This window comes from Variovorax sp. FG153, assembly GCF_057809595.1.
This window is the reverse complement of the sequence record NZ_JBMDKG010000007.1, coordinates 232,695-259,557: the sequence shown is the minus strand read 5'-3', so window position 1 is coordinate 259,557 and position 26,863 is coordinate 232,695. Positions and strand designations below refer to the sequence as shown.

15 protein-coding genes are annotated in these 26,863 nt (G+C 72.7%); 1 reads left to right on the top strand and 14 read right to left on the bottom strand.

Annotated elements, in window-relative coordinates; genetic code table 11:
* Nucleotides 1–55: 55 nt before the first annotated feature.
* The 14 genes from ACODT0_RS11570 to ACODT0_RS11505 all read right to left on the bottom strand — a co-directional run bounded on the left by ACODT0_RS11570 (nt 56) and on the right by ACODT0_RS11505 (nt 26,278).
* Nucleotides 56–640, bottom strand: coding sequence for an STN domain-containing protein (locus ACODT0_RS11570; protein WP_489041341.1), 585 nt, complete (start codon nt 638–640; stop codon nt 56–58).
* 123 nt (nt 641–763) lie between these two features.
* The gene (locus tag ACODT0_RS11565; RefSeq protein ID WP_057590205.1) at nt 764–997 is read right to left on the bottom strand and encodes a hypothetical protein; all 234 of its coding nucleotides are present in this window, start codon (nt 995–997) and stop codon (nt 764–766) included.
* A 26-nt stretch (nt 998–1,023) separates the two neighbouring features.
* Nucleotides 1,024–1,560, bottom strand: coding sequence for a YbjN domain-containing protein (locus ACODT0_RS11560; RefSeq protein ID WP_261205770.1), 537 nt, complete (start codon nt 1,558–1,560; stop codon nt 1,024–1,026).
* 37 nt (nt 1,561–1,597) lie between these two features.
* The gene (locus tag ACODT0_RS11555; RefSeq protein WP_489041340.1) at nt 1,598–2,542 is read right to left on the bottom strand and encodes a peptidylprolyl isomerase; all 945 of its coding nucleotides are present in this window, start codon (nt 2,540–2,542) and stop codon (nt 1,598–1,600) included.
* A 23-nt stretch (nt 2,543–2,565) separates the two neighbouring features.
* Nucleotides 2,566–3,336: a hypothetical protein gene (locus tag ACODT0_RS11550; protein ID WP_216087292.1), complete on the bottom strand. Its 771-nt coding sequence runs from the start codon at nt 3,334–3,336 to the stop codon at nt 2,566–2,568.
* Between the two features lie 10 nt (nt 3,337–3,346).
* Nucleotides 3,347–5,134: a putative porin gene (locus ACODT0_RS11545; protein WP_489041339.1), complete on the bottom strand. Its 1,788-nt coding sequence runs from the start codon at nt 5,132–5,134 to the stop codon at nt 3,347–3,349.
* A 47-nt stretch (nt 5,135–5,181) separates the two neighbouring features.
* Nucleotides 5,182–5,928, bottom strand: coding sequence for an energy transducer TonB family protein (locus tag ACODT0_RS11540; RefSeq protein WP_296733445.1), 747 nt, complete (start codon nt 5,926–5,928; stop codon nt 5,182–5,184).
* A 10-nt stretch (nt 5,929–5,938) separates the two neighbouring features.
* The gene (locus tag ACODT0_RS11535; RefSeq protein WP_057590202.1) at nt 5,939–6,349 is read right to left on the bottom strand and encodes an ExbD/TolR family protein; all 411 of its coding nucleotides are present in this window, start codon (nt 6,347–6,349) and stop codon (nt 5,939–5,941) included.
* Nucleotides 6,350–6,359: 10 nt separating this feature from the next.
* Nucleotides 6,360–8,234: a DUF2341 domain-containing protein gene (locus ACODT0_RS11530; RefSeq protein ID WP_413763563.1), complete on the bottom strand. Its 1,875-nt coding sequence runs from the start codon at nt 8,232–8,234 to the stop codon at nt 6,360–6,362.
* 73 nt (nt 8,235–8,307) lie between these two features.
* Entirely contained in the window at nt 8,308–9,999 is a 1,692-nt protein-coding gene (locus ACODT0_RS11525) for a ShlB/FhaC/HecB family hemolysin secretion/activation protein (protein WP_489041338.1), read from the bottom strand.
* A 244-nt stretch (nt 10,000–10,243) separates the two neighbouring features.
* Nucleotides 10,244–23,824, bottom strand: a complete 13,581-nt coding sequence (locus ACODT0_RS11520) for a filamentous hemagglutinin family protein (protein ID WP_489041337.1) — start codon at nt 23,822–23,824, stop codon at nt 10,244–10,246.
* A 148-nt stretch (nt 23,825–23,972) separates the two neighbouring features.
* Nucleotides 23,973–24,935 (bottom strand): FecR family protein, encoded by a 963-nt coding sequence (locus tag ACODT0_RS11515; protein WP_489041336.1) that lies wholly within the window; start codon nt 24,933–24,935, stop codon nt 23,973–23,975.
* Nucleotides 24,936–24,981: 46 nt separating this feature from the next.
* Complete coding sequence (locus ACODT0_RS11510; protein ID WP_203206016.1) at nt 24,982–25,542, bottom strand: RNA polymerase sigma factor; 561 nt, start codon at nt 25,540–25,542, stop codon at nt 24,982–24,984.
* A 10-nt stretch (nt 25,543–25,552) separates the two neighbouring features.
* Nucleotides 25,553–26,278: an STN domain-containing protein gene (locus ACODT0_RS11505; protein ID WP_489041335.1), complete on the bottom strand. Its 726-nt coding sequence runs from the start codon at nt 26,276–26,278 to the stop codon at nt 25,553–25,555.
* A gap of 217 nt (nt 26,279–26,495) precedes the next feature.
* Here ACODT0_RS11505 and ACODT0_RS11500 point away from each other — a divergent pair, with 217 nt between their 5' ends.
* Entirely contained in the window at nt 26,496–26,849 is a 354-nt protein-coding gene (locus tag ACODT0_RS11500) for a hypothetical protein (RefSeq protein WP_261205781.1), read from the top strand.
* Nucleotides 26,850–26,863 lie beyond the last annotated feature (14 nt).

Below are 26,863 nucleotides of genomic sequence, written 5' to 3'. Positions count from 1 at the left end.
TGCCGCCGCCGGCGGCCTTGTCGTCGGCGCCCAGCGGGCGGCCGAGCTCGTCCTTCTAGATCGCCTGGGCATGCCAGGCCAGCGCGCGCGCGGCATCGCCGGTGGAGCCCAGCAGCAGCGGGCGCACCACGCGGCCCTGCGCATCGAGGCCGAAGCGCAGCGCCGCGCGGAAGTCGCCCGCGGCCAATCGCGGGTCGCCGCAAAAGGCATCGTTGACGCGCGCCTGCACCAGCCCGTCGTCGGGCCCCGGCGCGCGCGCCGCTTCGGCCGGTGCTTCAGCGGTTGCCGGCACGCCGGGTTCGAGCACGAAGGCATCGGATGCCGTGTAGTGGATCGCGAGGCCGGTGCCCTCGAGCAGCAAGCGCAGCGCCGCCTCGGGCGTGTAGCGGCCCTGCACCGCCGCGCTGCTGCGCCCCGCGAACGACTCGGCCGTGTAGAAGCCCGAGCGCCCGGTGAGCTCGCCATAGGCATCGAGCGCGCCCTGCAGCGGCTGCACGCGCAGGTCGAAGCGCAGCAGTCCGGCGGACGGCATCGTCGAGGGAGCGGACGGCAACGCAGGCTCTGCGGCGGCGATCGGGCTCAGGAACGCCATGCACCCCGCCAGTGCGAGCGCACCGGCCGACGGGACCGTGGTTGCCATACGCGGGACATGCTCATGCCATTTCGGAGGGAGAACGCGAAGCGACCGCACCGCGGCGCGGCCGTTGTTCGGCGGCGATGCTAGGCAGAAAGTTTGACGGCGGCGTGACGCGCGCCGCGCCTTTCACTTCGGTCGCGTCGGCGCGAGCGCGCGCCGCGCCGCATTGAGTTCGGCATTGGTGATGTGCAGGTCTGCCATGACGCGCGCGAGCATGTCGAGCAGCGCCTCGCGCTGCCTCAGCCGCACGGTCTCCGCGCGCCGCGCGCGCTGCACCTGGCGCGCGGTGGCGTGGATCGCGCGCAGCGTCGGCGAATCGTGGCCGTCGAAGGACTCCGCGGAACGAAGGCTGTCGGGCATCGCGCTGGGATGCGTTCGGCGCGCGCTCAGGCGGCGGCTTCGACCCGGTCGGCGGCACCAGCGGCCGGCACTTCGCCATTGGCGGCATCGCCGCGCGTGGCGGCGGCCGGGCCGTAGTTGCGCAGGTGCAGGAAGAACTCGCCCATCATCTGCATCCACAGGCGCGCGCTGAACGCGAGGTGCGCGGGCGTCACGCCGCCGGCGACCACCACGTCCATCTCGAGCACCACGAAGTCGCCGTGCTGGGCGACGCGCGCGAAGCGCTTGCTGCGGTGCCAGGCCGCGAGCACGGCCTCGGGCAGCGTGCCGCCCTGCACGTGCAGCGGGCAGCTGAAGGTGAAGTCGGTGTACTGGGTGGTGGTGACCGGATTGCCCCACAGCACCTGAAAGCCGATGCCGTGGCTGGCGCTGTGCAGGCGGATCACGCCGTCCTGTTCGATGGTGGAGACGGCGGCGCCAGCGGCCTTGATGGCTTCGGAGACCTGTTCGGGCGTGACCGCGTCGAGCAGGTCGAGGGCCTCGGCGGGCGTGGCGGCGGTGGTGTCGGTCGGGGTGTTCGTCATGAGGTTCCCTGTCTGTGGATGGTGGTTGTCGGTGGGTTCAGTTCGTCTTGCGCAGCGCGGCGTCGAGCGCGGCGGCATCGATGCTCAGCTGCGTGGCCGGCGCGAGCTGCGTCAGGTGGGCCTGGATCAGCTGCTGCTGGCGCTGCTGGCGCAGCGCGGCCTGCAGCTGCGGGCGCATCTCCTCGAGCGTGGCGGTGCGCGCGGGCTGGCTGTCGAGCAGCTTCACGACGTGGAAGCCCGCGGCCGATTGCACCGGATCGCCGACCTGGCCGGTCTTGAGCTTGCCGATGGCATCGCGCACCTCGGGCAGCATGCGCGCGAGCGGCAGGTTGCCGACCTCGCCGCCGCGCTCGGCGCTGCTCCTGTCCTGCGACTTGGCGCGCGCGAGCGCAGCGAAGTCGCCGCCGCCGCGCGCTTCGCGCGCCAGCTTCTGGGCTTCCTCGCGCACCTTGGCGACGGCCGCGGTGGCGGTGTCGGGGGTGGCGAGGAAGATCTGGGCCACGCGGTAGGTGGCCGGCAGGTTGAAGCCGGCCTTGCCCTGCTCGTAGGCGGCGGAGAGTTCGGCCTCCGACGGATAGCCCGCCGGCACCTGGCTCACCGACTCGAGGTAGCCGGTGGTGACGATGCGGGCCGTGAGCTCGCGCACCGCGGCGTCGATCTTGGCCTTGACCTCGGGCTTGTCGGTGAAGCCCTTGTCGCGCGCCTCCTTCAGCAGCGCCTCACCGAGCAGCCGCTGGCGCAGCCAGCCCTCGACGCTGGCGCGGTTGTCCTTGACGGCCGCGCGCTCGGCATCGGGCAAGGCCTGCAGCAGCTTCTCGACCTCGTCCTGGCGCACGGTGAGTTCGCCCAGGCGGGCGACCACCGGCGCGCCCGTGGGCGCGGCGATCTGCTGCGCCGCGGCGCCAAGGCTGGCCGACGCGGCCAGCAGCAGCGCGGCCAGCGTGCGCAGGTGCGCGGGAGCAAGGGGTTTCTTCGGGTTCATGGTCGAGGTTTCCTTCTGGCCGCTCACTTCGCGGCGGGTGCCGATGCGGCGCCGGCCGGCGGCGTGGCCGCGGCCTCGGCCGGCTTGGGTGCGTTCACAGCGCGCGCGTCGAAGCGGCCTTCGTACAGCTTGTCGCCGTACTGCTGCGCGATCTGCTCGAACTTCACGCGGCTCTGGGCCGCGAACGGCTGGCGCGCGGCGAACACGCTGCCCATGTCCATGGTCTCGTAGGCGCGCAGCACCTCCTGGCCCACGGCATAGAGCTGGGTGTTCTTCGCCTCGCACTGGGTGAGCGCGGTGCGCTGCGTGCCGGTCTCGGCCACGAGGCGCTGGCGCTCGGCCTCGGAGGCGCGCGCGGTGCGCAGCAGCTCCTCGTAGGCGCTGCGGAACTGCGCGACCTGGCCGTTGGACTTCTCGGCCGCGGCCTGCGCCTGCTGGCGCAGTTGCTCGACGCCGGCACTCGCATGCTCGCGCGCCTGGCGTTCGCCGGCGAGCTGCGACTGGGCGCGCGCGAGGTCCTTGCGCAGCGCCTCGACTTCGGCCGCCGGTGCGGGCGCGGCCGCGCCCGGTGCCGCGGCCGCGGGCTTGCCGGCCTTGAGCGCGGCGAGCTCGTTCTGCGCCTGCTGCAGCTGCGAGGTGGTGATGCGCAGCTGCGCGCGCAGCCGCTCTTCCATGCTCTGGCCGCCGGCCGCGGCCGGCGCGCCCTGGGCGTGCGCGCCGCCGGCCAGGCCGGCCAGACCGGCGAAGGCGAGCGCCAGGGCGAGCGCTGGGGTCTTGAAATGGGATCGGGCCACGGCGACGTCCTCAGAAGCGCGCATTGAGTTCGAGCTGCAGCGTGTCGATCGACAGCGGCGCGCCATAGACCTCCTTGGTCGAGATCCAGCGGCCGGTGAACCAGAGGTTCTTGTCGAACGCGTACGAACCGCCGAGGAAGTAGCCGCGCGCATTGGTGCCGCCGCCATGGAAGGTCGAATCGTTGTAGCCGTCAGGCAGCGCATCGGGCTCGATGCGCTTGTAGCCCGCGATGAGGTTCCAGTCGCCGCGCGCGGCCGGTGCCGGGCGGCCGTAGGTGGCCTGCAGCATGAAGGCGTTGCCGCCGCTCTTGTAGTCGGCCTGGGTGGTGCCGCCGGTGCTGCCGAAGTTGTTGACGATGGCGCCGCGGATGCCCGCGCGGCGCCAGATGTCGCTGGCGTCGTAGGCGGTGTTGCGGATGAAGTTGGCGTCCAGGCGCAGGTTGTTGCCCGCGACCTTGGTGTCCCAGCGCATGTTCAGGTCGACCAGGCGGAACTTCGAGGCCAGGCCCACGTACTGCGGCTGCGGCGTGCCGGCCGGGTTCAGCGGATCGAGCGAGATATCGCGCAGCAGCATCAGCGTGTTGCCCTTCTGCATGAAGGCCGGACGCGACCAGTCGGTGCTGCAGCCGTCGGCGCCCGCGTACAGCGCGCAGGGCTCGGAGACCTTGCCGCTGATGTTGCGGAAGTTGTAGTACGCGAGCGCGCCGCGCAGGCGGTTGTCGTCGTCGAGCTTCCAGTCGGCGCCGACCTGCGCGCCGAGCAGCCACTTGTTCTCGCTCTTGGCCTTGGTCTGGCTGCGGCTGGGCGCGTTGTCCGAGGAGTACTCGAGCGGGATCAGGCCCAGCGTGCCGAACAGCGACAGGTCCTTGTTGCTGGCCAGCGCCTTGTCGAACTGGAACGCGATGCCGTCGAAGTTGAGGTCGCTCGAGAACAGCGTGTCGGTCGACATGAAGGGGTTGGCGAAGCGGCCGCCGGTGACGGTGAGCCAGTCGACCGGCTTGTGCGAGATCCACATCTGGTCGAGCCACACGCTCTTCTTGCTCAGGCCGCCACCGAGGGTGGTGGTGGTCGACACCGGGTTGTCGTCGCTGCCCGAGGCCAGGCGCACGCCGGCCTTGGTGTTCTCGCTGAGGTCCGCGAGGATGCCCACGCGGGCCCGCGCGCGGAACAGGTTGCGCCGGTCCTCGCGCGTGTTGAGCAGCGAGGGCAGCGCGAGGTTGGTGTTGGGGTTGACGTCGTAGCCGCTGCCCTTGTTGAGCTCGGGCCAGTTGATCTCGATGTTGCTGTTGTTGCCCGCATAGCTGCGAGACTCGTTGCGCACGCGCACGTCGCCCTCGAAGCGGATGCGCTTGCTCCACTCGGGCGTTTCGTTGGGCGCGGCCCAGCCTTCGTCCTTGGCCTGCGCCATGACCTGGGCCTTGACCTCGTCGCGGATCTGGTCGCGCACGGTCTGCGAGATGTAGGGCACGCGCACGTCGCCCGGTTCCAGGCGCACGCCGCCGGCGCTGGCCACGGCACCGGCCGAGACCGCGGCCAGCCGCTGCTGGGCCTGCTGCGAGGCCATGGCTTCGGCCTGGGCCTGCGCCAGCAGCGCCTCGCCCACGTCCTTGGCGAGCGTGCCGCTCTGAATCAGGCCGCGGATCAGCTTGACCATGGCGGTCTCGCCGGCCGGTCCGGCCTGCTGGGCGGCCGCGCCGCTCGCGGCCAGCGCGAGGGCCGTGGCCACGGCCGCGGCCAGCGCGCCCTGGCGCAGGGCCGGCGCGAGGCGGCGGCCGAAGGGGTATTTGGATGGGTTCATCGCTTCGTTCACGGGATGGAATGGGGAAGACGGGGCTTCGGCGCGCATCACGGCCGACGCCCCCTGAAGGACACGCGCATCGGGAAGCGCACGGAAGGCGGTGGCGACTCGTCGAGCCGGCCGAGGTCGCGCACCGCGGCCAGCACCGCCTCGTCGGTCTCGGTCGAGCCGGTGCTGCGCACGAGCTGCGCACGCCGGATCTGGCCCTGGACGTCGAGCCAGATGTCGAGATGGATGTCGTCGAAGGTCAGGCTGCGAGTGCGCGGGTCACGCAGCAGCGCCCGCTGCAGCTGGTCGGAGGCATAGCGCGCGAACGAGCCGCTGCCCAGGCCGCCGCCGGCACCGGTGCCGCTCATGCCGCCGCCGCTGCCGGCCTGGATGCCGAAGGCATCGCTGCCGGCCTGCGCGGCGCTGTCCATGGTCACGGGGTCGCCGAGGTCCTTGGTGGGACTGGGCGGGGTGTCGTCCTTCGGCGGCTCCAGCGGCTCGATCGGCTTGGGCTCGGGCTCGGTCACCGGCTTGATCTTCTCCGGCTCGGGCTCGGGCAGCTTCTCGGGTTCGGGCGGCGGCGGCGGTGGCGGCGGCAGCATCAGCGTGGGAGCGTCGGCCACCACGCGCTTCTGGCTCGCGGTGTCGGCCAGCAGGTACCACACGAGCGCCGCCAGCAGCGCCAGCAGCACCGCGCCGATGGCCCAGCCGCCCCAGCGGCGCCACAGCGCGCGAGCGTCGGCGGGCGCGCCGCCGCCGGCCGCGGCGCGGCCCACGAAGGCGAAAGTCGGATCGCGAGGTTTCACGCGCCGGTCCTCACTTCTGCTTGCCGGTCACGAGGCCGATCTGGTTCAGCTCGATGCGGCGCAGCAGGTCCAGCACGTCGACCACCTTGGCGTACTGCACGCTCGAATCGCCGCGCACGATGACGGGGAAGTCGGGCGACAGGGCTTTCTCGGTGCGCAGGCGCTCCTCGAGCTCCGGCAGCGACACCGGGTAGGCGTCGAGGAACACGTTGCCCGCGTTGTCGATCGTGATGGCCTTGGTCTTGGGCTTCTCCAGCGCCACCGAGGAACTGGCCTTCGGCAGGTCGACCTTGATGCCCGGGATGCTGGCGTTGCTGGTGAGGATGAAGATCACCAGCACGACCAGCAGCACGTCCACGAACGGCGTGATGTTGATGCCGCCGGTGCGCTTGCGCACGGCGAACTTGGCTGCGTTGGGCATGTGCGTCGCCTCAGGCCGGAACCTGTGCCGGCGAGGTCCAGCCGCCACGTGCCGCGTTGTCGTCGGCCGTGCGGCGCGCGCCGCCCTGGGCCGCCACGGCCGCGGGCACCGACCTGCCCTCGCCCTGCTCCTCGGCCAGGCGCGTCACGAACTCGTCGACGAACACCGCCATGTCGGCGCCGATGGCGTCCGAGCGCGAGGCCAGCCAGTTGTAGCCGAACAGCGCGGGGATCGCGACGCCCAGGCCGGCGGCGGTACACAGCAGCGCGGCCGCCATGCCCGGTGCCACCGAGTTGATGTCCACCGCACCGGCCATCGCCGCCACCACGAACACCAGCATGATGCCGATCACGGTGCCGAACAGGCCGACGTAGGGCGCGCCCTCGATGGTGGTCGACAGCCAGTTCATGCGCTTGGACATGCGCTCGGTCTCGCGCACCATCACGCCGTCCATGGCCGCGCGGATGGCGCCGATGGTCGCGCTCGACACGGCGCTCAGGTCGTAGCCGCGCTCGTGGCGGCGGCGCATCTCCTCGATCGCCACCTGGTAGAGGCGCCACAGCGAGGAATCGTCGCGGACTTCCTGCGACACGGTGTTGCTGATCGCGAGGCGGTCCAGCGGCGCGCCGGCGGCTTCGCGGAAGTGCTCGATGAAGCGGGCATTGGCGCGCGAGATGGCGCCGTAGCTGCGGCCCTTGCCGATCATGATGGCCCACGACAGCACCATCATCAGGCCCAGCAGGCCGACGACGATCCAGGCGTCCAGCGGCATCGCGGCCAGGATGAAGCCGAAGTGGCTCTTGCCGGCCTGCTGCTCGTCGGCACCGAAGGCCGTGAGGCGCGATTCGGCGCCTTGCGAGACGGCGTCGGCCAGCAGCAGCGCATCGCCGCGCGCGACCTTCGACAGGCGCACTTCGTCGATCGCGCCGGTGAACGGCGCCCAGGCGGCGGCCGCGGGAGCGTTCTGGCCGGCGGCAGGCGTGGCGGCCACGTCGGCGCCGAGCGCGGCGGCCGTGTTCAGCGCCGGCAGGCGCGCGGCCAGCGACACCGCGGGGCGGCCGCCGACGTACAGCGCAACGCTGTCGCCCTCGGCCTTGACCGCGATGTGCGACCACTGGCCGGCCTGCACCGGCTGCGCCGGGGTGCTGCGCTGGCCGTTGACCTGCACGAAGGGCACGCCCTGGTCGATGCCGACCAGCAGTTCGCCCGCGCCGTCGCGGCGCGCATAGATCACCTGGCGCGCGCCGAGCTGGTCGGGCCGCACCCAGGCGGAGAAGGTGAAGCTGGCACCGGCGGCCAGGGCCAGCGAGGGCGTGGCGGGCAGCATCAGCGGCGCGCCGGCGAACTGCGCGCCCTTGCCGATCACCGTGCCTTCGGCCGGCACGGTCGGGGTCTGGCCGTTGTTGCCGTAGGCGGTCGTGTCGCGCGGCGGCACCGCGCCTTCGGCGAAGTGGTAGACCAGCGTGTAGTCGGGATCGAAGCTGCGCTGGCCGTTGCCCGAGGCCGGGGCCTTGGGGTTGCCGTAGTACATCCAGAGCTTCTGCGGCGTGCCGGCCGAGACCGTGGGCACGTCGACCCAGACCAGCGCGATGCCCAGCAGCGGATCGAACTGCTCGATCTGGTGGTTGAGCACGGTCTTGTCGTCGCCGGCCACGAAGCGCAGGTCGGCGCCGGTCTCGCTCACGCCCTCGAACTTGAAGTTGCCCGTGTGCAGGCGCACCAGCACCGGCATGCGGCCGGCGTCGCTGCCGATGGCGCCGGCCTGCGGGCCGCCGTCCACGGTGATCGGCTTGCGATAGGCCCATTCGGGCTGCCACCATGCATGGGCCAGGCCCGGCAGGAGCGTGCTCAACAGCGTGAGCGCGAGGAAAAGAAAGCGTCGCATGACAGGGGTTCTCCGGAAAGCTCGTGGAAAAAGGTTCTTGAAAAGTGGCGTTGCCGCGTTTCGGATTCGGTGATCAGTAGCTGGCGTTGATGCTGAAATTGACCTGCGTGTCGCCCTTCTTCGTGCGCGGGCCGTCCTTCAGCGGACGGCCGATATCGATGCGGCCCGAGAAGTACTGGCCGACCTTGAAGGTGGTGCCCAGGCCCACCGAGGCGAGCGCGAAGCGGTCGGCCTGTTCGGGCAGCGGGTTCTTCAGGCGCAGGCGCGCGCCGTCGACGAAGGCGTAGGCGCGCCAGCCCTCGACCCAGGGGTTGAGCCAGTTCAGCGGCGGGGTGCGCCATTCGAGCGAGCCGACCACGCCGTAGTCGCCGGTGGCCTCGGCCGAGAGATAGCCGCGCACCGAGTTCATGCCGCCGCCGGCGATCTGTTCGCTCGACACCAGCGGCGAGTCGGTCATCTGGCCGTTGACGCGGAAGGCGAGCTGCGAGCCGCCCTCGAAGGTGTAGGTGCCGTTGAGGTCGGTCTTCAGCACCATGAAGCTCGGCGAGGACTTGTAGCGCTTGTAGTCGAACTGCGCCTGGTCGCTGCCGTAGCTGAAGAAGCTGCGCGTGCCCACCACCAGCGACACGCCCACGCCGTACTGGCTCTTCTCGGCCTGGCGCAGGCCCGAGTACGACAGCGTGATCGGCGCGTACTTGAGCGGCACCTCGTCGCTGCTGTTCTTGAGCGTGAGGGCCTCGCGGTTGTTCTTCAGGTCGACGCCGGCGCTGAACGAATGCCACCAGTTGCCGGTGTTGGGCACGGTGTAGGTGGCCTTCAGCCCGATCGAGTGGCCCTTGCCGAGCACGTCGGTGCCGCCCACGGTGGCCACGTTGCTGTCGGACCAGAAGGCCGAGCCCTCGAGCGACCAGTTGCTGTTGGGCAGCGGCGCCAGGTACGAGGCCGAGACCACCTGCGTCTGCTTCAGGTCCTGCGGCGCGCCGAAGAAGCTGATCGAGGCGCTGTGCCCGAGCTGCCAGAGGTTGTCGTGGCCGATCGAGGCCGAGGCGCGCAGCTTGCGCGTGTCGGCGCTGTAGTCGTTGTTGAGGCCGACGCTGGCGCGCCACGGGCTCTGGTCCTCGACCTTGAGGTCCACGTCCATGGTGCCGGGCAGCGCGCCCTGGCGCACCAGCGGCATCACCTGCCGCTTCGGGCCGCGGTTGAGCGCGGCGAGCTGCGACTGGGCCTTGTTGAAGTCGGGCACGGTGCCCTCCTGCAGCGCGGGCACCTGGTCGCGCACGTCCAGCGGCGAGTTGTACTCGGCGCCGACCACGCGCACGCGGCCGACTCGCGTTTCGCTGACCTGCAGGAACACCACGCCCTGCGTGACCTGCTGTTCGGGCAGGTCCACGTAGACCGACTGGTAGCCGGCGGCCTGGTAGGCGGCGAGCAGCGCGTCGCGCGCGCCCTCGATGTCCTTGAGCGTGCGCTCGGGACCGAGGAAGGGCGTGACCGCCTTCTCGATCGCACGGGCGTCCAGCGCGGTGTTGCCGCGCACGATGTATTCGGTGACGTCGACCTTTCGTTCGGGTGCGGCCGGCGCGGCGGTTGCCGCGGCCGCGGGGGGCGGGTTCTGGTTCGGGGCCTGGGTGTCGGCGGGCGCGGCGGCCGCCGGCGCGGTGTCCGCGGCCTGCGCCGACGCGACGCCGTGCGCACACAGCGCCAGCACTGCCAGCCACACCGCTCTCCAGCACATCGGTGGGGCGTTCTTCTTCAAGTCATGCATTTCCAGCTCGGTTCTCAAGGATGAAGCTCGCTCGGCAGCGGCCCATGGTGGAGAGCCTTCATGTCGCCGCTGCGTACGTTTCCTAGACGCCCGGCAGGCGCGGCGACTGTCGTTTGTCACGAAAACTTCATCAAGAAAAGTCGGACGGGTCCTGCACGGGGTCGTCGACGCACATAAGAAGAAGGGCCTCCACGCGGGAGGCCCTTCCTGGATTGGCGCGGCGCGAGCCGCGCGGTCCTTCGTGCTACTGCCTGAGGTTGCGCCGTTCGCCCGGCGTCAGCGACTGCATCTGCGCGGTGGTCAGCGCGCCCGCGCCGAGCACCTGCACCACGCCCTTGGGGTCGTAGGCGGCGCCGGTGGTGCCACGCTCGCGCGCACCGCCGCCGCCGGCCGGCGCGCCCTCGGGCGCCTCGTTGCCGAAGCCCAGCACGCGCACGGTGAACACCGAGGGCAAGGCCTTCCTCGCCTCGGCGCGCTCGCGCTGCAGCGAGTCCTGCGCCGCCATGCCGGCCTGCGCGGCCGCGGCGCTGGCGTTCGACAGCGCGCCCACGTTGACCGCCGCCACCACCGGGATGCCGGTGGACTTGCCCTGCACCTGGATGTTCTCGGCGTTCACCACGTGCAGCGCCGCGAGGTTGACGTTGCCCGACACGCGGATGCCGGCCTCGCCCGCGTCGATGGTGCCCAGCGGCGCGATCAGGTCGATGTCGCCCGGCGGGATCTCGGCGATCGGGTTCAGCGTGGCGATGCCCGCGCCGGTGGTCGGCGCGTTGGGCGACAGCGTGACGTTGCCCACGCTGTCGTAGACGCGCCGCTGCGGCGTGTAGACCACGGTGGTCTTGGCGCCCCGCCCGGCGTTGATGTCGCCCTCGCCCGACCAGCCCAGGATGTTGCCGCCGAAGGTGGTGAACACCCGGCTCTGGCCCATCAGGATGCTGCCGCGCGCATAGATGTCGATGTCGCCCTCGCCCTGCGTCATCACGCCCGAGCCCGGACCCGGCACGAAGCCGCCGTCCACGCCCACCAGCGTGCGGCCGCCCGGCGTCATGATGCGCACGTCGCCGCCGAACTGGGTGTGGATGCCGGCGTCGAGCACGTCGTAGAAGGCCACGCCGTAGCCCGGGCTGCCCAGCGCTTCCCACTCGGCCTTGCTGATGTAGGTCTTGCCCGGGGTCGGGCGGTCCTTGCCGACGCCGCTGGTGGTCACGTACTCGTCGATGTAGAGCGCGCTGCTGAACAGCGTGAGGTCGCCCTCGTAGCTGCGCGGGCGGCCCTGCGCGTCGGTGTCGGGCAGCAGCGTGGCGATGGCCTCGCGTCCGCGCAGGTAGCTGCCGCGGCGCTTGCCGCCCTCCTCGTTGTACTCGCGGCCCGAGGCCTTGAGCTCGGCGTAGTAGACGCCGCGCAGGAAGGCGCGCTGCTGCTCGGGCGGCAGCGCCGCGAAGAAGGCGCGCGCGTCCATGGTGCCGGCGTCGAAATGCAGGCCCAGGCGGTTGGCCTTGCCGAAGCGCTCCGTGAGCCAGTTGACCAGGTGCAGCCGGCTCTCGACCTTGTACTCGCGCGCCAGCGAGCGGTTGGGCGCGCTGTCGCCGCGCGAGAGCGCCTGCTGGCGCTCGCGGTCGAGCTCCACCTGCTTGCGCGCCAAGAAGGACTCGGCGCCGGCCTCGCTGCCCTCGTAGCCGAACTCGCGCGCCAGCCACTGCGCGAGCGACAGCGCGCCGCCGTAGACGGCCACGGCCTTGCCCGGCTGGTCGGCCAGCGGCTGGCCCGGATCGGCCAGATTGGCCGGGTCGAGGTAGCGCTTCGCGAAGGACTGCCAGTCGGCGCCCGCGCCCATGCCGGCCGACACCGCCACGCTGGCGCCGCTGCTGCGGTCGCCGGGCTTCACGTCGACCACGGCGCCCAGCGTCTTGATCTCGCCGCGGTCGGCGAAGTAGAGATTGCGCCCGGCCGTCACCTCGAGCAGGCCCGGGCCGGTGATGTAGAAGCTGCTGTGGCGGATGTCGCGGCCGGCCTCGATCACCGAGATGTCGTCGGCCAGGCCGTGCGAGATCAGGTTGCCGCGGCCGGTGCCGATGGTGTCCTTCTGGCCCAGGCGCGTGCCCGAGTCGGTGATGTCGCGCCCCGCGCGCACCGCCACCGGGATCGAGCCGTCGTAGCGCGTGCCGTCGCGGCCCAGGTAGCCGAGGCTGGCGGCCTGTCCGAAGCGCAGGCCGACGATGTCGCCTTCCACCGCGTAGTAGCGCGCCGCCTCCTGGCCCGCCGCGGCATAGGCCGAGGTGGCCTGGCTCGCGAAGGTGAACAGCGGCGCGTTCGTGTAGCGGCCGCTGAAGCCGATGAGCCAGTCGGTCTCGGCATTCGCCACGGACGGATGCAGGTTGTGCACCGTCACCGGGCTGAAGCCGTAGGGACCGCCGCCCGTGTAGGCGATCACGCCCATGAAGCCCGGGCGGAACGGGCTGGTGAGCGCCGCCGGGTCGGCGGTCGACGCGGTGATCGCATAGCCGCTGGCCTGGATCGAGTCGCGCGCCAGCAGCTCGAGCACGCCCTTGCCGGTGACGTTGGCGTACTGCGCGCCCTGCGGTGCCGGCGAGAGCGTGAGGCCGAACTCGGTGCGCGTGAAGGCCGCGCCGTTGTTGGCCAGCAGGTTCGCGGTGCCCACGCCGTAGTAGAGGCTGCCGCTGGCCGCGACCGCGCGCAGGATCGACGGATAGAAATGACCCTGGAAGGTCGCGCCGAGGTTGTTGTCGCGGCGCGCCTTCACCACGTCCTCGTTCACGCCGCCCTCGCCCCAGGCGGTGGTCGGCGTGAGATTGCCGCCGGCGCTGAACAGGTCCACGGCGGTGGCGGGCGTCCACAGCGAGAACCAGCTGTAGCCCTCGCCCGCGTAGGCCCGGCCCTGGTAGCTGAAGGGCGTGCTGTTGAGCAGCTTGGTGCGCCCCGCGTCGGCCACGCCGCCGAGCACCAGGTCGCCGCGCGTGTCCAGCCGCGCGGTCGAGTCGCCGAGCACCAGCACCGGTCCGCCGCTGGCGCCGGCGCGGCCCTTGCTGTAGGGGTCGCCGCCGCGCGAGTCGAGCTGGTCGCGCGTGCCCGCGCCCACGTCGAGGCCGCCGATGGCGCCGGCCTGCACGCGCAGCGCGCCGCGCAGGTTGACGAAGGTGCTGTTGAGGTCGTGCTCGTTCCTGCGCAGCGTCGCGTTCGGATTGAGGCTGCCGCCGATGCGCAGGTCGAGGTCGCCGCCGCCCGTGAGCACGAGCTCGCCGCCGGGCGTCATGCGGCCGGTGCTCGCCACGGCCAGGTGCAGACCCTCGCTGCGCGGCACGCGCGAGGTCTGGGCTCTCATCGGGCCGTCGTTGAAGAAGACCTCGCCGCGCGGGCCGATCATGCCGGCGTCCTTGCCGGCCTCCACCACCAGGTTGCCGCCGCCCAGCGTGCCGAAGCCGGTGAAGCCCACGAGGTAGGGATCGTTGTTGAAGCTGTTGCTCGGGTACGGGTAGTACTCGCCGTTGGAGCCCGCCACGTAGGTGCCGAAGTTGATCCACCAGGCCGCGGGCAGCGAGTCGGCGCCGGTCGCGACGCTGCCGCTGCCCTGGCGCCAGAGCCAGGTGCCGGTGGCGGTCGAGCCGACCTGGCCGCGCATCTCGGCGAGCTCGAAGCCCACGCGCAGCGAGCCGCCGCTGCCGACCAGGTCGCCGCGCAGGTCGCCGCCGGCGCGCAGCAGCAGGTTGCCGCCCTGCTCCGGGTACCAGGCCGCGTAGAGGCTGCGCGCGCCGCCGTCGACCAGCGGCTCGTAGGGCTTGCCTTCGACGGAGAACAGGATCGAGCCGTCCTTGAGCAGGCCGCGCTGCTGGTCGTAGAGCCGGTCGGCCGCGCCGCCCACGCCGGGCGCGGTGGCGGTGCCGGCCGTGTAGACGCCGTAGGGCGAGCGCAGCGTGATGTCACCGCCCGAGACCAGGTCGAGGTCGCCGGTGCCGGTGCGCAGCACGCTGAAGATCTGCTCGCGCGCCGGGTGGTAGGCCGCGACGCGGTCCGGCGGCACGGCCGGCTTGTCGACGGTGGCGTACTCGCCGTAGCCGTAGTCGTTCATGTCGGCGGGGTCGTTGCCGACCAGGCCCCACATGCGCATCTCGTCGATCTGCTCGGGCGTCATGGGCGTGCCCGGAACGATCTGGAAGCTCAGCACGTACTCCCCGAAGAAGTCGATCACCATCTTCGCGCCGGCGTCCGGCCCCCAGAAGTAGGTGGCCGGCGAGCCGGTGCCCGGCACGTCGCTGACCTTCGAACCGAGGCCGAAGTGGGTGTCGGCCAGCTGCAGCCGGCCGGTGGCGTGCGGCTGCGCGAGGCGGGTGTCGGCCGCGCCGAGGTCGGCGCCGGCCACGAGGCGCAGGTCCCACGACAGCGAGCCCGCGGGCAGCATCGGCGCCAGCGCCCAGGTGCGGCCCTGGTTGCCGTCGGCATCGTCGGGCCGCAGGTTGATCATCTCGACGCCGCCGGGCAGCTTGACCTGGGTTTCCGAGGGCACCACCGCGCCCTTGGCCAGCGCGAGCGGGCGCGACAGCGCCATGCCCACCGGCAGCGGCACGCCCGCGGGCCAGATGCCCGCCGCCATGCGCACCGCGGCCGGCAGGCGGAAGCCCGCGGCCAGGCGCGTGCCGGCCGGCAGCGTCACGGGCTCGCCCAGTACCGAGCCGGCCGCGTGCAGCAGCTTGCCCGCGGCGTCGCGCACGTCCGCGCCGAGCACCAGGCCCGCGGGCACGGTCAGCGGCTGGTCGAGCACCATCGCGGCTGGCAGCAGCGTGCCCGAGGGCAGCGTCACGGCGCTGGCCGGCAGGTCGAAGTTCAGCGTGCGGCCCTGCTCGAAGCCGGTGCCGGTGTCGAGCGTGACCATGCCGCCGTGCGGGATCACGAGGTCGCCGCCGAAGGGCAGCCGGCCGCTCGGCAGGATCCAGCCCTTGTCGTCGGGCGTGGCGCCGCGCACGAGGCGCGAGCCATCGAAGCCGTCGTTGATGCTGCCGAAGACCTCGAGGTTGCCCGGCGCGCGGATCACCAGCGCGCCCGGCTCGCCCGAGCCGTAGGCCAGGGTCTTGCGCGTGCGCGGGTTCAGGCTCGCGTAGCGGTGGCCCGAGAGGTCGATGTCGCCGTCCACGTGCAGGTCGCCATCGGGGTTGATCGCGGCGTCGGTCACGATCTGCACGCCGGGGCGCAGGTGGAAGCGGTCGCCCTGCGCGCGCAGGCCCGCGAGGCGGCCGTCGATCAGCGCGCCGTTGCGCAGCGCGGCCTCGATGAAGGCCTCGCTCTGACCGTGCAGGCGATCGAGGTAGGCCTGGTCGATCACCTGGTAGGTACGGCCGTCGACGCTCGCGTCCGTGCCCTTCGCCGCGCTCTTGTCGGTGACGAAGGCGTTGACCGCGACCGACTTCGCGCCCTGGATGTCGATGCTGCCCGCGGCCTCGATGGCCACGTCGTCGGCGCCGCGGCGCGGTGCGTTGAGCGCCACCGTGCCGTAGTCCTTCGCGGCACCGGCCACGCGCAGGTCCATGCGCGCGCCGCTGGCGATCGAGAGCGTGCCGCTGCCGGCATCGAGCTCGATGACCGCGCGGTTGGGCGCGTCGATCGCCTGGCCGTGGCTGTCGCGCCGCAGCACGCTGGCGCTGGCATCGAGCACCGCCGTGCCCGCGAGCGACACGCCGTCGCGCGCCGCCAGCCGGATGCTGCCGGCCTGCTCGCCGCTGGCGTCGACGCGGCCCTCGACCGTGAGCCGGCCGCCGTCGACCGAGAGGTTGATCTCGCGCGCCTTGAGCTCGTCGCCGACCACGAGGTCGCCGCGCTTGAGCTGGAAGCTGCGCACGCCGAAGGCACCGCCTTCGGTGAGCCGCGCATTGAGGCCGCGGAAGTCGGCGATGGACTGCGCGCGCAGCTCGATGTCGCCCGCCGCGTAGGGCACCAGCGTGCCGCCCGCGTCGTAGTAGCCGCTGCTGTCGGCTGCGATCGCGCCGCGCAGGTCGATCGTGCCCGCGCCGGCATCGAGCGCGATCGCGTCGAGGCGGCCCGCGCGGTTGTTGCGGGCCGACAGGTCGATGCGCGCGCCCGCCGCCTGCGCGATGTTGCCGCCGCGGCTCTCGAGCACGAGGTCGCCGCCCCAGGCGTACTTGCTGACGTCGAAGAAGTCGACGCGCCGGCCCGCGAGGTCGAGCATCGAACGCTCGCCCAGCAGCAGGTCGCCCTGCGCGACCAGGCTCAGCTTGCCGCTGGGCAGCCGCACCGCGGTGTCGAAGCTCAGTGGCCCGCCCGCGTCGAGGCGCAGCTCGGCGCCCAGCGCCTCGGGTGCCACCGCGTCGATCGCGGGCAGCACCGCGCCTTCGGGCGTGGTCACCGCGATGCGGCCGCCCGCGCGGATGGCGTTGACCGAGCCGGCCTTGCCGGTCATCAGCGGCGTGGCGATCAGCAGCTCGCCGCCGCTGCGGTCGAAGTCCTTGGTGGCCTCGTTCCAAGCGCCCTGCGACTGGTAGACGCCGAGGCTGCCGCGGTGGTTGGCCGTGATGCGCTCGCTGGCGTTCAGCGCCACCGTGCCGAAGCCCAGGGTCAGGCGGTCGTGCGAGATCACCGACTTGGGCTGGGCCTGCGCCGCGTAGCCGAACACGATCTCGCGCGCGTCGACCTCGAGCCGGCCGCTGCCGGTGCCCGCGCCGCCGCTCATCACGCCGCCGGCCGGCGACGCCGTGCCGTTCCACACCAGGGTGTCGGTCTCGATGCGCGCCACGTCGTCGGCGCCGCCATGGCCGTAGATGGCCGGCGTGGTCAGCACCAGTTGCGCCAGCGAGGGCTGGCCGTTGGCGGACGACAGCGTCGACAAGCGCACCGATTCGTAGAAGTTGACCGAGTCGCGCGCGGTCAGCACCAGGTTCTCGAGCGCGGGCGCGCCGGTGCTGGTGTCGCCGCGCAGCAGGCGGTCGAGCACCTGCTGGTTGAGCGTCATGCCCGCGGGCAGCGCGCCGCCCGCGCGGGCGCGCTCCAGCGCCTCGGCGCTGCCGACGTTGATGCCGCCCACGGCCAGCACCAGGTTGCGCGCGCCGTAGCGCACCGAGTCGCCGAGCTCGAAGGCACGGTCGGTCGCGGCCGTGATCGTGCCCTCGGCATAGAGGGTGGTGGTGCCGCCGCAGCGCACGCTGCCCTCGCACACGCCGATGCGGATCGGGCCCTGGCCCCAGCGGGTGTCGGTGCTCAGGCTCGGGGCCAGCATGTCGAGCCAGCCGTTGGAAACGGCGAGCACCGCGACATCGCCGGGCTTGAAGACATAGCCGGCCTTCGAGTCCCAGGAGACCGGTCCGCGGCGCAGCGTGTCGATGCCCGCGCCCTGTTCGAGCACGATGCCGCCGTCGCGCTGGCCCGCGACCAGGAACACCTGCGGCGCCGACAGCACGGCGCCTTCGCGCAGCACGATGCCGCTGGCGGCCTGGTAGGCCGTGCCGAAGCTCGCGAGATACGAGGACTGGGTGTTGCGGCCGGTCTCGAACTGCGAGCCCGGCGCGCCGCCGATGGCCATGGTGCCCGCGCCGATGCCGTTGAGCATGCCGGCGTCGAGCGTGACGCCGGTGAAGCCTTCGGTTGGGCCCTTGCCCGCCGCCACGATCTCGAACGCGCGCCCGGAGCCGCTGACCACCAGCTCGCTGCCGAAGCCGCCCGGCGCGGCCGCGTGCCGCACCGTGCCCTCGGCGATGCGGACGCCGCGGTCCTCCAGCGGCTTGATGCCGGGGGTCAGCGTCAGCCGGCCCGCGTCGCGCTCCAGGCGCGGGCGCGGCACGCCGTCGCGCGCGGCCCAGTCGAGGCCGAACTGGGCGTAGCTGGTCTCGTTGTACTGGGAATAGGTGCGCAGCAGGTCGGCCGGCGTCAGCACGAGCTGCGTGGTCAGCGTGTCGAGGATGCCGGTGTTGGCGACGCCGACCCGGCCCGCGGTGCTGTAGGAGCCGTTGCGCATCGCCTGCGTGGCGCCGAAAGCCGCCTGGCCGCCCGCGAGGCCGTTGAGCTCGACGCGGAAGGCGCCCGGCAGCAGCGCATAGGTCGAGGGCAGCAGCGTGTAGGTGCCCGGCGGCAGGCCCGGCACGCCCGCGCCGATGGTGATCTGGCGCCCGACCATCGGGTCGCCCGCGCCCTTCTCGGCCGCGATCGGCGCCGCGCCCGGCTGCGCGCCCGGCACGATGGCGTAGACCGGGTTGGTCGCGAGGCCCGGCAGCACGAAGGCCGCGCGGCCGGTGCCGCTTTGCACCAGCGGGTTGAGCCGCGCGTCGGTGGAGCCGCCGCGGCCGGTGAGGAAGGCCGCGCCCGCGAGCATGCCGCCGCCCGACAGGTCGATCAGCGCCCCACCCTGCACGTCGATGCGCTCGCCGAGCAGCGTGACGCCGCCGAAGGCGATGCCCGAACCGCCGAGGCCCACGTAGCCGGCGTCGGTGCCGTTGTAGATGTAGGTCAGGCCGTCCTTGGTGCCGCCGTAGGGCATGGCCAGGCCGGCGCCGCTGGTCGAGGTGATGCTGCCCGCGCGCAGCCGCACGGTGGAGGCGACGTCGTCGGCCTGGCCCTCGGGGCGGCCCAGGATCACGCTGCCCAGCGGCGCGCGCAGCACGCCGCCCTGGTCGATGTTGGCCGACATCAGTTGCAGGCTGCCGAAGGCCGAGTACGGCACGGCGGGCTCGCCCTCGCCGATGCGCTCCACGCGCAGGCTGCGCGCCGGGTCGTACAGGTTCTGGTAGTTGCCCCAGGTGTCGACCTGCCCCCTCTTGCCGGCGCGGATCTCGGCGCGCGCGCCGGTGCCCGGATAGATCTGGCTGGCCGCGAGCACCAGGTCGCCCGCGGTCTCGAGCGAGGTGCGGTCGCGCACCAGCGAGGCCAGCAGGCGCAGGTCGCCCTGGCTGCGCAGCGCGATGTGCTCGAAGCCGTCGCGCTCGACCTGCACGTTGCCCTGGAGTTCGGGCTGGGGGCCCGCGGTGCCGAAGGCCACGGTCTCGATCACGTCGAGCACCGAGGACTCGATGCGCAGGTCCGAGCCCGCGGCCAGCCGCGGCACGCGCGTGTTCGTCGGGATCGGCAGGATGTGCTTGTCGCGGCCCAGGCCGGTATTGCCACCCAGGCGCACATAGGGCGCCGCCAGCAGCACCTGCGAGCCGTCGCCCGAGCCCTGCGCGAGGCTGAAGCTGCCCGCGGTCATGCGCAGGCCCTGGCCGAGGCGCAGGTTCACGCCGTCCTCGAAGCTGATCACGCCGTTGACCAGCAGCGAGAGGTTGTCGAAGCCGCCGGCCTCGATGCGGTCGACGCCGATGCGCGCATGGCCGTAGGCGAGCGCGGCATCGGCCTGGCCCGGGCGCAGGTCGGCGCGCAGCGAGTCGGGGCCCTGCTGCGCACCGAGCTTGATCTCGCGCAGCGAACGCACGCGCGCGTCGGGCAGGTTGGCCTCGGGATAGGCCGGCGCCTCCAGGGTCAGGCCCAGCGTGCCGCCGGCCGCGCCCGCGCCGCCCGCGGCGGCGCGCAGCGTGCCGTCGAGGAACAGGCCGTTGAAGCTGCTCAGGTAGATCAGGCCGCCGTCGGAAGCGACCGCGGTGGCGCCGGCCTGCGGCAGGTCCAGCGTCGCGCTGGTGCCCGAGGCCTCGAGGCGCGCGCCGGGGCGCACCACGATGAAGTTGTCGGCGCCCACCGTGCTGGTGGCATTGGCGTTGTAGCGCCCGCCGATCTGGATGCTGCCGCCGTCGCCGACCAGGCCGTAGCGCCGGCCGCGCACGTCGATCGCGATGCGGGCCTCGCCCGACACGTCGAGCACCGCATGGTCGTCGAGCCAGATCGAGCGGTCGTGGCTCTTCGACGAGGCGCCGTCGAGGCCATAGCCGAAGTTCGTCACCTCGATGCGCCCGCCCGCCGTGCGCAGCGTGCCGTCGACGGTGATCTGCCCGTTGCCGGTGAGCGTGATGGCGCGGCCGGCATCGACCTGCACGCGCGCGTCGCGGCCCACGTCCAGCGGCGCGAGCGAGCCGTAGCCCCAGCCGGCCGTGAGCTGCAGGTCGGCGCCCTGGCGCTGCGTCAGCAGGCCCTTGGCCGCGTTCTCGGTGTATTCGGGCGGCAGCCAGCTCTGGAGCACGCCGGCGGTGTCGGCGCCCGTGGGCAGGCCGCGCGCGGCGGTGGTGTCGGCGCGCAGCACCGGCATCTCCACGCGCAGCGCGGCACCCGGCGCGACCGCCAGGCCCTGGTGGCCGATCAGTTCATAGCGCGAGAAGCCCGCGCGCAGTTGCTCGCCATCGATGTGCAGCACGCGGCCGACCGCCACGTCGCGGTCGAAGCGCCCGCCCGCCGCGATGCGCGTGCCGGCCGTGAACTCGAGGTCGCGCGGCGCCGTCGTGCCGGCCCTGATCACGCCCGGGCTCGGCTGGATGCCCATGCCCTGCGGGAACACGTCGGCCGGCACCGTGTAGCCGTTCGGGAAGCCGCCGAACTGGCCCGTGAGGCTGACGATGACCGTGCCCGCGGGCAGCGTCGGTATCGTGCTCCAGGAATAGAACGAGTAGGACTGGCCGCTCGCGGTCTGCAGGGTGTAGAAGTCGTTGCTGCCCACGGGCTTGGGCGGGGTCCAGTTCGCGGCCAGCGTGAGGTGGGTCTCGGGCCGCGCCCGGTCCACCAGCGGCGCCGCGCCCAGCGCCTCGCCGGGCTGGGCGCGCGTGCGCGTGTAGTGGAAGTCGGTCGGCAGCGTGGCACCGGCCTTCACCACGAAGCCCTCGCTCGCGATCAGGTCGACCGGCGCGGCCTCGCCCGCGGCCAGCACGCCGCGGCCGCCCGCGATCTCGCCGCCGACCACCACCGCGCCGCCCGACTGCAGCCGCAGCGTGCCGCCGCCCTTCATGCCCTGGCTGCGCAGCGCGCCGCCGAGCACCAGCTCGCCCGCCGGCCCGCTCGTGCCCGCGCCCGGATAGGCATTGGCCGCCAGCGCGATGTCGCCGCCGCGGCCGCCCTGCACGCTGTGGTCGGCGCGGTAGACGGCGCCGGCCGAGGTGTCGAGCACCGCGCCTGGCGACACCACCACGTCGCCGCTGGACTGCACGCGGATGCCGCCGCCCGCGGCGAAGGGCACGCCCGCCGTGCCCGCGCGGTCGAGCGCGAGGTTGGTCCACAGGCCGCGCGCGTCGAGCAGCACGCCCTCGGCGATCGTCACGTTGGCGGCCAGCTCGGGCTTGAGCGGCGCCGCGAGGCTGTCGATCCAGCCCAGGCTCGCGCTCCACTTCTGGAACACGTTGCCCAGCGCGATGCCGCCACCACGCGCTTCCAGCCCCGCATCGACCTGCACCTGCGTGGCATGCAGCGCGATGTCGCCGCCCGGCGCCACGCGCAGCGCCTCGCGCACCGCGATCGCGTCCTTGGCATGCACGCGCAGCGCGCCGAGCTCGAGCGCATCGAGCCAGCCGGCGTCGAGGTGGATGTCCTGGTCCTCGCCGCCCGCGCCGCCGATGGCGATGCGTTGCGCCACCGCGTCCTCGGTGTAGCGCAGGCCCTCGGTCGCCTTGTCGTAGACCGGCGTCTGCTTGCCGACGATCAGCTGCCCGCGCAGCGCCACCGCGGTCTGCGCCTGGCGGTAGCCGTCGAAGGATTTGTCGCGCGCCTGCGTCTGGCCCTGGCCCTGGAAGGCGCTGGTGTCGATGTCGCCCTCGAGCGTCGCCTTGGCCGTGGCCACCACCAGCCGGCCCGCGTCGCGGCCCACCGTGTAGCCGTTCTCCAGGCGTTCCCTGGCGCCGATCAGCGGGTTGTAGAAGGAGTCGGTCACGCCCCAGCGCTTGTGCTCCGATTCGAAGCCCTTGTAGAGGCCGGTGTAGAGCAGGTCGCCCGGCGCGCGCGAAGCCTCGTAGAGCCGGCCGTCCGAGCCCTTGAGCCAGGTCTGGCGGATCTTGCCGGTCTGCACGTCGAGCGTGCCGCCCGCGAGGTTGATGCTCGAGCCCTTGTCGGTGCGCAGCTCGCCGCCGCCGAACTGCACCGTGCCGCCCTGCGCCGACCATTCGCCGATGCCGTGGCCCGCGATGCCGAGGTAGCCGCCGACCTCGAGCAGGCCGCCCGCGGTGTACCAGCGGTCGGTCTCGTAGCCGTTGGTGCCCGCGGGCACGCGCACCAGGTAGCGGCGGTCGAGCCAGATGTTGTTGTTGAACAGCGCGCGGCCGTCGCGGTTGCGCGGCGCGTCGCGCTGCTCGTTGCCCTGCACGTTGATCTCGACGTTGTTGGCCTCCATCGCCACGCGCACGCCGACCGCGCCCGACACGTCGATGCGCGCGCCCTCGCGCACGCTGCTGCGCCTGGCGGCGTCGACCAGCACCTGGCCGCCGGTGGCCAGCGTGAGCGAGTCGCCGAGGAACTCGACCTCGCCGCCGCTGGCGATGCGCACCAGCGACTGGTCGCGCCGGTGCACGACGCCGTCGCCGGCCTTGTCGGAGTCCTTGATCATCGCGTTGCGCTGCACGTCGAGCGCGGTGGTCGCGCTCTCGTCGAGCAGGATCGCGGTCACGCTGCCGGCCTCGAGCGTCACCTTGCCCGCGGCATCGGCCGTGTCGTTGAGCAGGTGCACCGTGCCGCGCGTGTGGACCGAGGTGGTCGACACCGCCACGCCCTGCTGGCGCACGTCGCGGCCGGCGAGCGTGATGTCGCCCTGCTCCGCCTGCAGCAGCCCGGTGTTGCGCACCAGCCCGGCGCCACTGCCCTCGAGGCGCAGCGGCACGACCGTGTTGCCGCGCGTGGTCGAGGCCTGGTTCTCGTCGGTGCCCAGGCCCTTGCGGATCACGAAGGCATCGCCCGCGGCCAGCATGACCTGGCCGTTGGGCGTGCTGATCTGGCCGTGGTTGCGCGTCTCGCGCCCGGCCAGCAGCACGTAGCCGCCGGCCTCGGTCACCGTCTCGGGGCGGCGCGTCGCGATGCGCGCGCCGGCCTCGACCACCACGTCGCCCGTGGCCGCGCCATGGCTGAAGCTGTTGGCGGTGGTCTGCAGGTCGTTGGCCAGGCTCGGGACGAACTTCGTGCCCTGGGCATCGCTGTAGATCCCCTTCCTGAACTGTGCATCGCTCATGCCGACGGCCGAGGCCACCAGGTTGCGCGTGTCGACCTGGCTGCTGCCGCTGAACACGATGCCGTTGCGGTTGACCACCATCACCGTGCCGTCGGCCTGGATCCGGCCCTGGATCTGCGAGGGCCGCGCCTGCGGGTCGTTGACGCGGTTGAGCACGGCCCAGCTCGGCTGCTGCTCGAACTTCACCGTGGTGTTGCGCCCGACGTTGAAGGTCTCCCAGTTGAGGATCGCCTGCGGCGCGGTCTGCGCGATCGTCACCTGCGTCTGGCCGCCGCTGCGCGTTTCCACCGGCGCGTTGGCATTGGCCCAGCCGGCCGTGAGGCTGGCCGTGTCCACGCGCAGGCCACCCTCGGCCATGCCGTCGGGCACGCCCTGCCCGCTGGCCAGCGCCGTGCGGCGCGCCGCCTCCTGCGCGGCCTGCTGCGCCGCGATGCCGCGCGCGGCGAGGTTCAGGTTGCCGATCGAGCGCTGCAGCTGCTCGCCCGCGCGCTGCTGTTGCGCCTGCGGGCTCACCAGCGCCGAGGCCGGCATGCCGTTGGGCAGCCGGCCGGTGGCCAGCGCGGTGCCCTGCGCCATGTTCTTCTGCGCCATCCAGCCGGCGCTGAAGGCGCGCTGCGCATGCGCGGCGGGCACCGCGGCGCCCGCGGCCAGCATCAGCGCGATGGCATGCACCAGCGGCCGCAGCCGGGTCTGGGGGGTGAAGGAAAAGGGGCTGCTCTCGTTGCGCCGGGACACCGTGCTGCTGCGTTGCATGCGGACTTCCATGGGTTCGTGTTGCGTTGCTCGATCGATGCCGCGAGGCCCGCGGCCTCGTGGTCTACCGAGCTATGACAGCGAAGCCATGGCGCGACTGCACCATGTCACGAAAACTTCACGAACGGCGCGCGCCCGGTCACGGCACTCAGGTGCTGGCCAGGCCCAGCAGCACGATGCCGCCGGGCAGCTGCGTGAGCTCGGCACCGTAGACGTCGCGCACCAGGAAGGCCACGTCGTCGAGCCGGTCGATCGAGAAGCTGGCCTGCACCTCGCTGCGCCCCAGCGCCGCGCTGGTGATCACCAGCCGGCCGTGGCGGTAGCGGTTGACCTCGGCCACCACCTGCGACAGCGGCACCCGGTCGAACACCAGCTGGCGCCGGCGCCAGGCGCTGACCGGGCCGGTGTCGACCGCCGCGACCGTGCCGAGGCCGGCCGCGCTCCAGCGCAGCTGGCGGCCCGCGTCGAGCCGCACGCGCTGCGTGCCGCGCGCCACCTCGACCTGGCCCGACAGGCAGGTCACGCAGACCTCGCCGTCGAGGTTGCGCATGTTGAAACGCGCGCGCTGCGCCGACACCGTGCCGCCCGCGGCCGTGACCGTGAAGCGCGTGCCGCCCGCGGCCTCGTTGGCGAACTCGGCCTCGCCGGCCACCAGCTCGACGCTGTCGCCGCCGCCGCCATCGCCCGCCGCGCGGCGCAGGTTCACGCGCGTGCGCGTGTTCAGTTGCAGCACCACGCCGCCGGCCACGTGGACCTCGCGCTGCTCGCCGGTGGCGGTGCTGTAGTCGGCGTTCCAGTCGGTCACCGGCGACCAGAGGCCGAGCGGTGGCGAGACCGCGAGGTAGGCGACCGAGGCCGCCACCGCGCCGCCGAGCCAGGCGCGGCGGCCCGGCAGCGGCAGCTTGCCGCGCGCGGCGCGCTCCTCCTGCCGGCGCAGCTGCAGGCCGGCCGGCGCCATCGCGCGCCAGACCTCGCGCGCCTGCGCGAAGGCCTGCGCATGCGCGCGGCTGTGCGCGCACCAGGCCTTGAAGGCGCGCGCATCGTCCTCGTTCGCCTGGCCCGAGGCCAGCCGCACCGCCCAGGCCTGGGCTTCGCGTTGCAGGGTCTTCATCGCGTCGGGATCTCCGGGTTCGTCGACGGCCGAGGCTTCATCTTTTTCAGCCTTCATCTTGCTTCGACTGTTTTCCCGCGCCGGGACCGAAGCGCTGGATGAAATCCCGGCCCAATCGCTCGCAGCAATGCTCGAGGCCGGCGCGCAGTTCCTTCTCGACCGTGCGCACCGACACGCCGTAGCGCGTCGCGATGTCCTTGTGCGGCATCTCGTCCACGCGCGCGGCCAGCACGATCGCCTTGCGCCGGCGCGGCAGCTCGGCCAGCGCGCGCTCGAGCGCCGCGAGCTGGTCGCGCGCCTCGGCGCCGCGCGCCGGGTCGGCCATCTCGTCGGCCATGTCGTAGAGCGCCTCGACCTCGCCCACGCTCAGCAGGCGCGCGTTGCTCTTGCGCTGGTCCTCGGCCACGTTGAGCGCGATGCGGAACAGGTAGGCCGAGGGATAGCGCACCTCGCTGCGCACGGTGCTGTTCTCGACCCGCAGGAAGGTTTCCTGCAGCGCGTCGTTGGCCAGGTCCTCCGAGCCCAGGCGCATGTGCAGGTGCTTCCTGAACTGGGCGTAGCGCGCGAGGAACAGCGTCCGCAATGCGGCCTTGAAGCGGTCGGGCATCGTCGCTCCCTCAGCCCGCGCGTGCCCGATGGGGGCGGCAATCGCGCGCCGGGTCGGTGCGCGGCGTCAGCAGGATCGTGAGCGGCTGCGGCAGCGCGGGCGGCGGCGCATCGAGCGCCAGGTCGCGCAGGCTGCGCAGCACGCTCGCGTCGCGCTCCTGCTGGCCGCTGCCCTCGAGCACGCGGACCTCGCGCACCGCGCCATCGTCGCCGATCCACAGCTGCAGGCCGAGGCGGTAGCGGCCGAAGGCGTCGGGCTGCGCGATGCACAGCACGCGCGTGATCGAGGATTGCAGCGCGGCCGCGTAGGCGCGCAGGTCGGCGACGGCCTCGTCCTCGCCGCCGACGGCCTCGCCTCGCGCCACCGCGGGTGCGTTCGCTTCCGCCACGAACTCGGGCACCAGCGTGAACGACTGTTCGCCGACATAGCGCGCCACCAGGCCCGAGCCCGCGAGCAACTGGCGCAGCGCCTCGCGCGGCGCCAGTTGCCCGCGCACCGGCGAGGCCGCGCGGCCCGCGGCCAGGCTGCTGCTGACCAGCACCGAATGGCCGGTGATGCGGCCGAACTCGGCCAGCGCGTCCTGCAGCGGCTGGGCCTGCATGTCGAAGTTGATCGCGCCGGCCGCTTCGCGCGGACCGGGCATTTGCGCCTGGGCGAAGCGCGCGCCCATCATCAGCAGCACGACGAGGCACCAGGACAGCGACAGGGCACTGCCCGAGGCGGAAGCACGTGTCATGAGGCGGAGGAGGAAGGCAAGGGAGTGCGGCGGAGAGAAAGTGGGCGACTGGCGCGGCCGTCCGCCTTGCGGTCTGGATCGATGTTCGCGGCCTGAGGCTATTCGTCTGACATGACCGACCCATGACAGGCGCCGATCCCCGGGTTCGCGACATCGCGGCGACTTGTTCCCGGCCTAGACTGGCGCGTTTTTTCTTTCCCGGAGATCGGAGACGTCGATGCGCGCAGCCTGCTTCTGGATCGCGATGCTGGCCGGCCTGTCCGGCCCCGGCGCCATGGCGCAGGACGCCGAGCCGCCCCCGTCCTGCATCGAGGCGACGGTGAACGGCGAACGCGCGCCCTCCTACGACTGCCTGACGCAGAAGATGCGCCCGCCCGCCTCGGCACCGCGCGATGCCGAGGGCACGCCGCAACTGGCCTCGGAGGCGATCGCCAACCGGCCCTCGAACCAGCTCGGCCTGTTCAACCGCGCGGCCACCAGCACCCGCATGGGCAATACCTTCGGCACCTCGGTGTATCCGCAGCGGCCGCCGCCGGTGGCGCCGGTGTCGCCGCTGATTCCGGGGCGCTGACGGAAGGGGGCCGC